Annotated in this window: 14 protein-coding genes; 7 read left to right on the forward strand and 7 right to left on the reverse strand. The window is 60.3% G+C overall.

Translation table 11 applies throughout. From position 1 onward, the window contains the following. Positions 1-87 precede the first annotated feature (87 nt). Together JO015_17850 and tmk are read right to left on the reverse strand one after the other, a co-directional pair. Positions 88-1,083 carry a DNA polymerase III subunit gene (locus JO015_17850; protein ID MBW0000960.1) on the reverse strand — a complete coding sequence of 332 codons (996 nt, stop codon included), beginning with the start codon at positions 1,081-1,083 and terminating at the stop codon, positions 88-90. Further along, complete coding sequence (gene tmk, locus JO015_17855; protein MBW0000961.1) at positions 1,055-1,702, reverse strand: dTMP kinase; 648 nt, start codon at positions 1,700-1,702, stop codon at positions 1,055-1,057. The genes JO015_17850 and tmk overlap by 29 nt, the downstream gene beginning before the upstream one ends. 499 nt (positions 1,703-2,201) lie before the next feature. Between tmk and lpxD the strand changes: the two genes are divergently transcribed. The 6 genes from lpxD (at position 2,202) to miaA (ending at position 9,268) form a co-directional block, all read left to right on the forward strand. Further along, positions 2,202-3,323, forward strand: coding sequence for a UDP-3-O-(3-hydroxymyristoyl)glucosamine N-acyltransferase (lpxD, locus tag JO015_17860; protein ID MBW0000962.1), 1,122 nt, complete (start codon positions 2,202-2,204; stop codon positions 3,321-3,323). A 51-nt stretch (positions 3,324-3,374) separates the two neighbouring features. Continuing rightward, complete coding sequence (locus tag JO015_17865) at positions 3,375-3,764, forward strand: RidA family protein (GenBank protein MBW0000963.1); 390 nt, start codon at positions 3,375-3,377, stop codon at positions 3,762-3,764. Between the two features lie 3 nt (positions 3,765-3,767). Continuing rightward, on the forward strand, positions 3,768-4,334 hold the full coding sequence (locus JO015_17870; protein ID MBW0000964.1) for an orotate phosphoribosyltransferase: 567 nt from the start codon (positions 3,768-3,770) through the stop codon (positions 4,332-4,334). Between the two features lie 10 nt (positions 4,335-4,344). Next, the gene (secA, locus tag JO015_17875; protein ID MBW0000965.1) at positions 4,345-7,437 is read left to right on the forward strand and encodes a preprotein translocase subunit SecA; all 3,093 of its coding nucleotides are present in this window, start codon (positions 4,345-4,347) and stop codon (positions 7,435-7,437) included. 364 nt (positions 7,438-7,801) lie between these two features. Continuing rightward, complete coding sequence (locus JO015_17880) at positions 7,802-8,305, forward strand: hypothetical protein (protein MBW0000966.1); 504 nt, start codon at positions 7,802-7,804, stop codon at positions 8,303-8,305. A 63-nt stretch (positions 8,306-8,368) separates the two neighbouring features. Continuing rightward, a complete protein-coding gene (gene miaA, locus JO015_17885; GenBank protein MBW0000967.1) occupies positions 8,369-9,268 on the forward strand; it encodes a tRNA (adenosine(37)-N6)-dimethylallyltransferase MiaA in 900 nt (299 codons plus the stop codon). 51 nt (positions 9,269-9,319) lie between these two features. Here the strand turns inward: miaA and JO015_17890 are convergent, their stop codons facing one another. The 5 genes from JO015_17890 to JO015_17910 form a co-directional block, all read right to left on the reverse strand. Beyond that, positions 9,320-10,075 (reverse strand): rRNA pseudouridine synthase, encoded by a 756-nt coding sequence (locus JO015_17890; GenBank protein MBW0000968.1) that lies wholly within the window; start codon positions 10,073-10,075, stop codon positions 9,320-9,322. 62 nt (positions 10,076-10,137) lie between these two features. After that, positions 10,138-10,293, reverse strand: coding sequence for a small basic protein (locus tag JO015_17895; GenBank protein ID MBW0000969.1), 156 nt, complete (start codon positions 10,291-10,293; stop codon positions 10,138-10,140). A 58-nt stretch (positions 10,294-10,351) separates the two neighbouring features. Further along, positions 10,352-10,894, reverse strand: a complete 543-nt coding sequence (gene sufT / locus JO015_17900) for a putative Fe-S cluster assembly protein SufT (GenBank protein MBW0000970.1) — start codon at positions 10,892-10,894, stop codon at positions 10,352-10,354. Beyond that, a complete protein-coding gene (locus JO015_17905; GenBank protein ID MBW0000971.1) occupies positions 10,891-11,373 on the reverse strand; it encodes an iron-sulfur cluster assembly scaffold protein in 483 nt (160 codons plus the stop codon). The genes sufT and JO015_17905 overlap by 4 nt, the downstream gene beginning before the upstream one ends. Before the next feature lie 16 nt (positions 11,374-11,389). Then, positions 11,390-11,938, reverse strand: a complete 549-nt coding sequence (locus JO015_17910; GenBank protein ID MBW0000972.1) for a rhodanese-like domain-containing protein — start codon at positions 11,936-11,938, stop codon at positions 11,390-11,392. A gap of 81 nt (positions 11,939-12,019) precedes the next feature. Between JO015_17910 and JO015_17915 the strand changes: the two genes are divergently transcribed. After that, complete coding sequence (locus tag JO015_17915) at positions 12,020-12,343, forward strand: YkgJ family cysteine cluster protein (protein MBW0000973.1); 324 nt, start codon at positions 12,020-12,022, stop codon at positions 12,341-12,343. Positions 12,344-12,384 lie beyond the last annotated feature (41 nt).

The following is a 12,384-nucleotide window of genomic DNA, read 5'->3' on the forward strand; positions in this document are numbered from 1 at the left end:
CTGGTTGATCAAGTCTGAGGGTCGGGACGAAAAGCGAGTCAAAGGGAGTCAGGGACCGCAGGTCCGCCGCGGGCAGGCAGCCGTTGGTCAGGAAACGCCGCTCTTAATCGGGTTCACCGCCGGAAGGGGCCCGAAAGCACGCAGAAATCCCGCCTCGATGGCCAGGGCTTCCTGCACGTTACGGCCGAGATGGTCCTGTAATTGCTCCAAACCGCGCATTCGCTCCAGCAGGTCCCCGGCGCACCAGCGTTCACTCATCCGCCGGGTGCACTCCTGGTATTCCGGCAGCGACGCACCGGTGCCGGTGAAAACGGCGCGCAGGGCGTCACCGAATAGTTCGATGAGTCGAAAGAGCAACTTTGCGCGCGCGTTGACGTACCGGCTTTCGGTCAGCACCGACAGGCGCGCCTCTTCATTCTCCACCCAGCTGCCGTCCGTCGTTTTCTGGTACACCTCCAGCTGGCGCTTTAAATCTTCTTCATGCTCAGCTTCGATGCGCCCCCGCAACCGGTTCAGCGACTCCTCAAAGCTGCGGGCCAGCCTCAGGCTGCCGGCTACCGACAGCTCGGCCCCGGCACAATACCGCGCCACCCGGTCAAGGACGGCGGCGGCTTCCGGGTCGAGCTCCGGCGGCTTCAGGCGCCGCAAAGATACGTGCACACACCGTGACCGGATCGTTTCCAGGAGTGCGTCGGGCAGGGCCGTTGCCAGAATCAGCACGGAATTAGCCGGTGGTTCTTCCAACGTTTTCAGAAACGCGTTGGCCGCCTGCGGCATGAGGCGATCGGCATCGCTGATCAGCCCAAACTTCCACGGTACACGCGCCGCTTTCATCCGGAGCGCGTTCTCCAGCGACCGGATCTGGTCGACAAGGATGCGGCGCGACTTCGATTCCGGCTCGACCTGGTGGTAGTCCGGATGGTGAGGGTCGAACTTCTGCTGGTTGATCGCCTCAAAAAATCCCGCCGTCAGCTGCCGCTTGCCGCTGCCCTCCTCTCCCGAAAACAGAAAGGAATGCGGCAGGCGCTGATGACGGTACGCGTTTACCAGGTATTCAAGCGCTTCGTGGGCAGAGAAAGCCATGGACAAGTTTCCAGATTTCCTCTTCGATTTCGTCCCGTTTACGGCTGCCGTCAATGACGCAGAACCGATGCGGCTCGGCCCGTGCCAGGCGGAGGTAACCTTCCCGAACTTTTTCGAAAAAGGACGGCGGCTGCGATTCCATGCGGTCTTTGGGTCCAACCGGCCGCACCCTTCGCAAAAGGCGCGCCTGCGATGCCGGCAGATCGAGATCAAGCAGAAACGTGAGGTCCGGCCGGAGCCCGTCCGCAGCGAACCGGTTCAGGGCGTCAATGAAGGCCGGATCGAGTCCCCGAGCCACGCCTTGGTAGACCACGGTCGAATCCGTAAACCGGTCCGAAAGGACGATTGCGCCGCGCGTCAGCGCAGGTTTGACGACCTGCTGAACCAACTGGGCCCGGCTCGCCGCGAAAAGCAACAGTTCCGTGCGCGCATCCAGCTCATGCCCTTCTTCGGCGTGCAGCAATAAATTACGGATCCGGCAGCCTACGGCGGTCGATCCCGGTTCGCTGACTTCAACCGCCTCGCGGCCGGCGGCGCGTAAGCGGGCCGCCAACCGGGATGACTGAGTCGACTTGCCGCACCCTTCGCCACCCTCGAACGTGATCAATGCACCCGGCATATCGCGGTTATCGCGCTATGTGCCGCGAAAAACAAATCGCTCCCGGCACGAAACAGCGCTGGCCCGTAAAACAGGAACCATCCACAGATTACACAAATTGACACAGATTAGGGTCACACGGCGGCCGCAGCGGGTGTGGCGGGCACAACGTAAGAGTTCACACGGCGAACACGGCGAGCCACGGCGACCACGGCGGAAAGACAGAATCATCCGCAGAACACGCAGAGAACGCAGAAAAAAAGATTACCAGACCCGGCGCCTCTTCATTTGTGGCATTTTTCCGCTTGTGGCATTCTCTGCCGCCCCGGACTCCGAACTCTTTCCCCCTCTTCCCGCCGTGGTCGCCGTGGTCCGCCGTGGTCCGCCGTGTTCGCCGTGTGAACTCTTACGTCGTGCCCGCCTTTTCGCTGTGCCCGCCGTGTGACCCGACACCCGACACCCGACACTCCTCTTTTCCATTTGTGGCATTTTTCGGCTCGTGGCATTTGTGGCATTTCATATGAGAACTCTGGGCGAGATTGCTCGATTTGTGGATGGCGAGTTGCGCGGGGATCCTTCAGTACAGGTCACACGGGTGCTGCATCCGAGCCTCGTCGAAAGCGCGGAAGACCTTGCACTGGTCCTTTCCCCCAACGCCGTCTCCTTCCTGCACACGGGAAAAGTCCGGAACGCCGTGATCCCGGCCGAAGTCGGCGAATTGCAAGTGCCGACGGCCAATCAGATCATCGTGAGGCGTCCCCGCCTGGTTCTTGCGTTGCTGATGCAACTTTTTGAGCGGCCCGCGTTCGTTGAGCCTGGCGTTCACCCTTCCGCGGTGATCGACGGTTCCGCCCAACTCGGTTTGGACGTGTGCGTCGGGCCCCATTGCTGGGTCGGCCCCCGCAGCGTGGTGGGTGACGGCACCCGGCTTGTGGCGCACGTTTCGATTGGGGCGGAAGTCCGGATCGGCCAGAACACCTTACTGCACGCCGGGGTTCGGGTCGGCGACCGTTGCTGCCTCGGCCACCGGGTGATCATTCAGCCGAATGCGGTGATCGGCGGAGACGGGTTCGCGTTTGTCACGCCGGAGCGCGGCAGCGTCGAATCGGTGCGTGAAACGGGCGAGGTGCAAGCGTTCAACACCGACATCGTCCGGATCAATTCGATCGGCCACGTGGTGATTGAAGATGACGTCGAGATCGGCGCCAATACCTGCATCGACCGGGGGACCCTGGGCGAGACGCGCATCGGCAAAGGCACGAAACTCGATAACCTCGTGCAGGTCGGCCACAACGTCACCGTCGGCGAAAATTGCCTGATCGTTGCGCAGGTCGGTCTCGGTGGGAGTTCGAAAGTCGGTGACCGGGCGGTAGTGGGCGGCCAGGCCGGGCTGCCCGATCACCTCAGCGTCGGAAGCGACGCAGTGGTGCATGCTCAGGCCGGCATCACGAACCACGTACCCGAGCGTTCCGTCGTGATCGGAGCGCCTGCCCAGCCCAAACGCGCCTTTCTCGAACGCGAGGTTCACCTTAAACGGCTCCCGGGAATGTTCAAGATCGTCAAAGACCTCCAGCAACGGCTGGAACGGCTCGAAGCGCAACTCGCCGGCGACGAGCGACCCGAAGCCGATGAATCCGGTTAGCAGGGTGCGAGATTGACACGGTGGACGGTCTGAATACCCTTGAGCGCCTGGATGAAGACCGTCGTTACCAGCCCAGATGCTCCGGCCGCGTTGGGACCTTATTCCCAGGCTATCGCCGCGGGCTCCCTGCTTTTTTGCTCCGGGCAGGTCCCGATCGATCCCCGGACCGGCGAACTGGTGGCTGGTGATATCCGCGCCCAGACGCAGCGGGTCCTGCAAAACCTGGCCGCCGTCCTCGGAGCCCACGGTTTGGAACCGGGTGATATCGTTAAAACGACGGTTTTTATGACCGACCTCAGCCGGTTTGCCGAAATGAACACGGTTTATGGCGCGTTTTTCAAAGAAGCTTTCCCGGCGCGTTCCACCGTTCAGGTGGCTGCCCTGCCCAAAGGAGCGCAAGTGGAAATCGAAGCCATCGCCCTTCAACGATCACGATCCTGACCTGTGCCGGAGTCTCTGTTAGATACCTTCACCCACACCGGAGCACTGCTTTCAGGGCACTTCGTCCTGAGCTCAGGACTGCACAGCCGCCGCTACTTTCAATGCGCGCTGGTGCTCCAGCACACGGATCTGGCGGCTCGAATTTGCGGTGAACTCGCGGCCAAACTGGCCGATGTTGAAGCGGATGCCGTGATTTCTCCTGCTCTCGGCGGCATCATCGTCGGGCAGGAGGTCGGCCGGCATCTGGGTAAACGGCACATTTTTGCGGAGAAAGCAGACGGGAAACTCACCCTGCGGCGAGGTTTTCAAATCGTCCCGGGGGAACGTCTCGTCGTCGCAGAAGACGTCGTGACGCGGGGTGGAAAAGTTAAAGAAACGATCGAGATTGTTAAGGCGCACGGCGGCCGAGTGGTGGCCGTGGGCAGCATCGTGGATCGCAGCGGGAACGTGAAACCGGATTTTGGATGTCGCTTTGAGAGCTTGATTCAACTTCAGGTTGAGACTTTTGAACCCGACCGCCTGCCGCCCGACCTGGCTGCCATTCCTGTAACTCGACCCGGGAGCAAGTGAAATTGGTGTTATGGTAAGTTGGATTTTAAAGGCAGTGCTCGGTTCTAAGAATCAGCGCGAGCTCCGGCGCATTCGGCCGATTGTAGAAAAGATCAATAAGCTGGACAAGGAGTTCGAATCCTGGTCCGACGAGCAGTTTCGCGAGAAGACGGCGCAGTGGAAAGCCGAATTGGGCAAAATTGACGACCCGGCGGCTTTGGCCCGTCGGCTCAACGAAATCCTGCCCGAGGCGTTTGCCGCCGTGAAAAACGTGGCTCGGCGCCTTTGGGGCAAGACGTGGCCGGTCTGCGACCAGCCGGTCACGTGGAATATGGTGCATTTTGATGTCCAGCTGATCGGGGGCATCGCTTTGCACGAAGGCAAGATTGCCGAAATGGCCACCGGTGAGGGTAAAACCCTTGTCGCCACCTGCCCGCTGTACCTCAATGCGCTTACCGGACGCGGGGTTCACCTCATAACGGTTAACGATTACCTCGCCCGGCGCGACGCCGAGTGGATGGGTGAAATCTTCAAGGCGCTCGGGGCCACGGTCGGATGCATCCAGCACGACCAGGATCCCTCCGAGCGCAAGGCGCAGTACGACTGCGACATCACGTACGGGACCAACAGCGAGTTCGGGTTCGATTACCTCCGCGACAACGGCATGGCCACCACCAAGGACCAACAGGTGCAGCGGGGCCATTACTACGCAATTGTCGATGAAGTCGATTCCATCCTGATCGATGAAGCCCGTACCCCGTTGATCATCAGCGGGCCGGCCACGGTTTCATCCCACCAGTACGACCGGTTTAAACCGCTCGTGGAACAGCTGGTGAGACGCCAGACCATGCTTTGCAACCGCCTTATCAGTGAGGCGCGCGAAGCCCTCGACAAAAAGGATTTCGAAACCGGCGGCAGACTGCTGTTCAAGGTCAAACTTGGCCAGCCGCGCAACAAGGGCCTGCTTCGTAGCATGGAGGATCCTGAGAACCGGAAGGCGCTCGATAAGGCCGAGCTCTCCTTTTACCAGGATTCAAGGAAAGAAGATTTGGTGGCGCTCAAAGAGGAACTCTACTTCACCATCGACGAGAAACACCAGGAAGCGGATCTCTCCGAGCAGGGCCGCAGCTTTCTCAACCCGGATGACCCCCAGGCGTTCACCCTGCCTGACCTGATCCACGAGTTTACCGAGATCGACCTCGATCCCAACCTGGTCCCGGCGCAGAAGGATGAGCACAAACGGCAGCGCCAGCAGTATTGCGACGCCCAGGCGGAACGGATCCACAACATCTCGCAACTCCTGCGCGCGTACTGCCTGTTCGAAAAGGACGTCGATTACGTCGTCGAGGAAAATAAGGTCGTCATCGTCGACGAACATACCGGGCGCAAAATGCCGGGGCGCCGCTGGAGCGACGGGTTGCATCAGGCGGTGGAGGCCAAGGAAGGCGTGCAGATCGACCGCGAGACGCAGACGCTCGCGACCATCACGATCCAGAACTATTTCCGCCTGTATCATAAGCTCGCAGGCATGACCGGTACCGCCGAGACCGAGGCGAACGAGTTTCACGACATTTATAAACTCGACGTGCTGGTGATCCCGACTAATCGGCCGGTAATCCGGAAGGATAACAATGACCGGATCTATAAGACCCGGCGCGAAAAGTACAGCGCCGCCCTGGACGAGATCAAAGGCTGCCACGCGAAAGGCCAGCCCGTCCTGGTCGGTACCGCGAGCGTCGAAGCGTCCGAACTGCTTTCCCGGATGCTTAAACGCGAAAAAATCCCGCACAACGTGCTGAATGCGAAATACCACCGGCAGGAAGCCGAAATCGTGGCGCGAGCGGGCCAGCGCGGTACCGTGACGATTTCGACCAACATGGCGGGCCGCGGCACCGACATCAAACTGGGTGACGGCGTGGCCGAACTGGGCGGGTTGCATGTGCTCGGCACGGAGCGTCATGAGTCTCGCCGCGTTGACCGCCAGCTGCGGGGACGCTGCGCGCGTCAAGGCGACCCCGGTTCCTCGCGTTTTTACGTGAGCTTCGAGGATGACCTGATGCGCAATTTCGGTGCTTCGGAACGCATGACGTCCATGATGGAGCGTTTCGGGCTGAAAGACGGCGAGGAGCTGGAGCACCCCTGGCTCAATAAAAGCGTCGAAACGGCCCAGAAACGGGTTGAACAGCGCAATTACCTGATTCGGAAACGCACGCTCGATTTCGACGACGTGATGAACAAGCAGCGCGAGGTCATCTATTCCCTGCGTAACGAAACGCTGGAAACGAGCGAGCCGCGCAAGCTGATTTTTGAAATCGTCGATGAAGTGATCCCCGACCGGGTGAAATCCTTTGTTGAGAATCCGGACGGCAGCGACCCCGATTACGATGGCCTGCTGCACTGGGCGAACACCACGTTTCCGCTCGGTCTGACTCGCGCCGCGACGGAACTGGACAAGAAGACGCCGGACGAAACCGCCCAATTCCTCGTCGAAAAGGTCAAGCAGTCTTACCTCCAAAAGGTGGGTCACGAGGAAGCGGACGCCGTGGTCGGGCTGGAGCGCTACATCATTCTTAACGCCATCGACCGCCTCTGGCAGGAGCACCTCTACGCGATGGACGGGCTGCGCGAAGGTATTTACCTGCGCAGTTACGGTCAGAAGGATCCCTTGGTCGAGTACAAGGCGGAAGCGTACGACATGTTCAGCCAGTTGATGGCCAGCATCAAAGGCGAGGTCTTGAGTAATCTGTTCCGGAGCACGACCAACCTGATGGCGTTCGAGCATTTCCTGGCCACCTTGCCGATTAATGTGATCGCGCCGGCTGACACGCCGCAGCCGCCCGGACCTCCTCCTTCGGAGCCGGCGGCCGGCGCCGGCCTGCCGCGTCCCCCATCTCCGTCAGGTTCGCCTCGGCCCGCTGCAGCGCCGGCAAGACCCGTTTCGGGCCCGGTGCCCGGCCGGGAAAAGCCGGCCTCGGCCCATGACAAGCCCGAAAGCGATGCCAATGGCGAGTTTGAACTGGTCTTTCCGACCAGCCGCCATGATCCGCACAAGGTGGGCCGCAACGACCCCTGCCCGTGCGGCAGCGGTAAAAAGTTCAAGAATTGCTGTGGCCGGCAGGCGTAAACCTGCATTTTAAGGCTGGAAGGACCTCGCAACAGGCAACTATCAGGTTGCGAGAGGCGTTTTGTGCCTTTATATTGCGCAGGCAACCCGGGAGTTTGTGGGTCCGAAGCGTTGGAGAGTCCTGATTAGCGGGGCGTCGCGTCATTGGTTCCATGCTCCCTGATTGGACGAGGATCCCAGGCGTCGAGGCTATCGCGGCTCCGGGCATTTCAGCTCACGTTGTAAACGCTGAGCCCTCGTGCGGTTGCGGTGAAGGTGTTGGGTTTGAGGGTAAGTTCGGCCCAACCTGTTCTTTCTCAGTGTGCATAGTGCATGCCCTTCACCTGATGAACTTCACAATGGTGAATCAATGAAATCTCAATCTATGCAACAATCGGGACGACGGCACCGCCGTAGTCGCCGTCGACGTCCAACCAACGGAAGCAGTGCTCCTGGAGCCCCTGTGAAAACTCCTCCCACCCTGCTGCAACGTATCCTCGACTTTTTCCGTGGGAAGAAACCGCCAGCCCCGGTCGTGCCTGCCAAGGCCGTAGAAAAACCGGGTCCGAATGGGGCGCCGAAAGAGCGAATCAGCCGCAAGCCTGAACTGGTCGAAGTCACTTCTCCCCGCTTGTATGTTGGTAACCTTTCCTTCGATGCCACTGAAAGCGACCTCTTCGAACTTTTCAAAGGCGTTGGCCAGGTGCGTAACGCCGAGGTTGTGTGTCACAAGTACACGCAGCGGTCAAAAGGGTTCGCATTCGTCCAGATGACCACGATCGAGGAGGCTCGACGGGCCGTTGAAGAACTTCACGATAAAGAATTCCTTGGACGCAAACTGGTGGTTAGCGGCGCCAAGACTCCGGACATGGAGCAGCGGGCCGCCTGACGCCGATCAAACGCTGTAAACCCGCACTCGAAAGGGTGCGGGTTTTCTTTTCTGCCCTCGACGATGTCCACGACCCCGGTCGCCAACTCTGGTCTGCGCTACGTGATCTTGGGTGGTTCGACGGCTGCGGGCAAAACCGACCTGGCGGTACGAATCGCCGAAGGGCACGGCACGGAAATCGTCAGTGCGGACGCCTTTCAGGTGTACGACGGGCTCGACTTGTTGTCGGCAAAGCCGTCGCGGGAACAACGCAAACGGGTGCCCCATCATCTTGTCGGCTTCGTGCCGTTACCCCAGCCCTACGATGCGCATCAGTTCGGGCGGCACGCGCGGGAGGCGATCGCGCGAGCAAATAGCGCCGGCAAAATCCCGCTGGTGGTTGGCGGGACCGGTTTTTACCTGCACGCGTTAACCTCCCGCCTGCCTGAACTGCCTGCTCCCGACCCGGAACTGCGGTCCCGCCTTGAGGCCATGGCCCCAGAGCACCTGATAAAGGAGCTTCACACGCTCGATCCGCACGGTTTCAACCGGATCGATCTGCAAAATCCTCGTCGCGTTCTGCGTGCGGTTGAAGTCTGCCGGCAGACCGGAAAACCATTCTCCTCCTTTGCCATCGTCCCGGAGAGCGCGCCGCCGTCATTCGTCCTGGTCCGGTCGAGGGCTGAACTCCGGCAGCGCATTGACAAACGCGTCGAGGAGATGTTCGCGAAAGGCGTGGTCGATGAAGTGGCTTCCGCCGGACAAGCCGGCCCAACCGCCTCGCGGATGATCGGCCTTTATCTGATCTGCGATTTATTGGCCGGACGGATCTCGGTGACCGAGTGCGTCCGAGCCATCCAGCAGCAGACCCGCCAGTACGCCAGGCGACAGGAAACCTGGTTTCGCGGCAAGTCTTATGTGCCGGTCAGCGCCGAGGAGGCCGCCGATGTCGTCGGTCGTGCGTTGGATAATTGCCACGAATGAAAACAAAGGAAGCGGCCACACCCCCCGGCCCTTCACTAAACGGCAGTGCCTCTATGCCTTGGCTTCGGCCCCGTCGTCCGCGTTGTTTTCCTCGCGGGCTGGCGTCGGGCGCGAACGCGCCGGCGCCCGTAAGGCTGCAAGCTCTTCAGGACGCAGTTCTCGGAATTCGCCCGGCTTTAATCCCCGCGCCATCAGCGGGCCGATCCTGATCCGCTGCAATCTGCGGACCCGATAGCCCAGGGACGCCAGCACCCGGCGGACTTGCCGTTTGATGCCCTGGGTGAGAACCACCCGAACCTGATCCGAACCGATTTTATGCAGTTCATCAAAGCGTGCACGGCCTTCGGCCAGGTAAACGCCCTGCCGCACTTTCGGCAAGTCGGCCATGTCAAACTCCCGGTCAAGCGTGACCAGGTATTCTTTTCGCAACTTGTAGCGCGGATGCGTCAGCTGGAGGGCAAGCTCACCGTCATTGGTCAGAAGCAGTAATCCCTCGGATTCCAGATCCAGCCGGCCGACATGCGCCAGTTTCGGGAGACCCGGCGGGAGTATATTGTAAATGGTCTTTCGCTTCCTGTCGTCGGACCGGGTGGTCAGGTACCCTTTGGGTTTATTCAGCAGGACGTAAACAAACCCCTGCGCGCGCACGGTCCGCCCGTCGACCCTGACCTGATCGGCCGGGGAAACTTGGGTCACCAGATCCGATGCGACCTTGCCATTTACCCTTACCCGTCCGGTCCGGATGAACGTTTCTGCGCCGCGCCGTGAAGCGACACCGGCCAAAGCGAGAAAACGGTTGAGCCGCATAAATGCAAAAGCGCTGGCGTCGACGAGGACGACAGCGCTCCACTAACGTCGCACCAATTCTTCTAAGCGTCGGGCTTGGTCTTGGGCAGCCCGATGACCCGGTCACCCGGTTTGAACAATCCGCGTTTCTTCAACAGTTCGACCCGCTCAAAGCGCTTCAAAACGTTCCGCTTCGCCTGGATCGCACTGGCCCCTTTTAAACTCCGATGCTGTGACATGGGTTGCTCCTGGTTGAGCCGCAGAAACTACCGGCTAAACCTGCAAAAGCAAACGGTTTCAGATCAGCCCGAGCTTCATCCTGCCGACTTCGCTGATCATATTCTGGTTCCACGGCGGGTCCCAGACCAGCTCAACATCGGCTTCGTCCACACCCGGGATCGCAAGGATCTTGCTGCGCGCATCCTGGGCGATCGCCGGCCCCATGCCGCATCCGGGCGCCGTCAGGGTCATTTTCACCTCAACGCTGGTGCCGGTTTCAGGCGTTTTCGTCACCTGACAATCGTAAACCAGGCCGAGGTCAACGATGTTCACCGGGATTTCGGGGTCGTAAACCGTCCGAAGCTGGTCCCAAACTTCCTTCTCATCCACGTCGCCACCGGCGCGCTGCTCCTGCCGGCTCGCCCGTCGCTCCAGGCCGAGAGAATCGGCATCCTCTTCCTTGATCCGGAACAACCCGTAGTCGCAGGCGATCGTGTAGCTGCCGCCAAGATCCTGGGTGATCACTACTTTGGTTCCCGCCGGTATGGTCGTTTTCAAGCCGGCTGGAATTTGGATCGCTTCGCAATCGCGCCTGAGTTCGATCTCGTTCGTTTCGATCATGATTTCTTGGTGATTACTACTTTCTTCGGCGTTCCACTGGTAAACTGCTGAATCAGCGTCGGCGCGGACGTGGCCGGGCCGTCCTTGGTCCCCTCACCGGCTTCGGAGCCGAGCGCCGAACGCAGCGCGCCTTCCACCAGCTGGGCACAATGAATCTTTACGGGAGGCAACGGTCCCAAAGGCGCGGCGAGTTCCTGGCCCGACATCGCCAAGGCTTCTTCCGGCGTTTTCCCGGCAATCAGCTCCGTTGCCAGGCTCGCCACCGCGATCGCGGTTTCGCACCCGAAGGTCTGGAAGGTCGCCCGGTCGATCACCCGTTTGCCACCTTCCTCCCTGAACTTCACCCACATGCGCAGCATGTCGCCGCAGTCCCCCCTACCGACGGTTCCAACCGCGTCAGCCCCTTCCAGTTCCCCTACGTTCTTCGGGTTCCGGATGGCCTGTTCAACCTTTTGTGCAAAAGCGTCGGGAACACTCATCACTCGTATGCGTTGTTCACTCCAAATCGTATCGCGGAAGTTCAGGGTCGATCTGAACGCTCCATTGGTCAATGCCCCCCTGCAACGATTTCACCCGCGTGAAGCCGTGGCCGGCGAAGTATGCGGCAGCATCCAGGCTGCGAACCCCGTGGTGGCATAAAAATACGAACTCACGATCTTTAGGCCAGGAAACCAGTATCTCCTGCATGAGTTCCTGGGTCAGAAAAACGGATTGCGGCAGGTGAACCGCGTCCCATTCCTCCCGGCTCCGCACGTCAACGACGGGGATTTGTTCACCGGCTTCCAGCCTTGCCGCCAGCTCCGCCGGTGGGATCTGCATGGCCAGATCGGCCTGGTGCGCCTGAAGAATGGTTTCAATGGCTTCGTTTACCGGCAGGTCCTGGTTGCGGCGGCAAACTTCAGCCAGGGTTTCATCAGGCCGGAACCCGCAGCTGGAACAGCCGCCAATGTGGTAGGCCCGGAATAGCGCTCGCTGGGCGCCCGGATATTCCTGCAGAAGGTCCGCCATCATGATTGCAGGGTCGATCGTGGAAGAAACGCTCACGACAGGAAGTTTGCACCGGTACCTGGGAAAAGCAAAAACCGCAGCCTTGAGGAGGTTCCCCGCCCGGCCGATTATCGGGGAATGGAAAAGGTGTATTACCAATGCCGGCGCTGCGCCAATTGTTGCCGTTGGCCGGGGTTCGTCCGAGTAACCGATCGCGAGATCGCAGCCATCGCGCGGCACCTTGGGATCGACGAAGACGCCTTTATCCAGCGTTACACCCGTCTGCGGCCCGATCGCGACGGCTTGGCCTTGATCGATAAACCAAACGGCGAATGCTTTTTCCTGGACGGCAACGTTTGTACGCTGCAACCGGTCAAGCCCGGGCAGTGCCGCGAGTTTCCGAACGGATGGAACTTTCCAGGCTGGCGGGACGTCTGCGAGGCCATCCCCATTAGAGAGTAACGGGTAACGGGTAACGGGTAACGGGTAACGGGTAACGAATA

Source organism: Verrucomicrobiota bacterium (assembly GCA_019247695.1).
Lineage (GTDB): Bacteria > Verrucomicrobiota > Verrucomicrobiia > Chthoniobacterales > JAFAMB01 > JAFBAP01.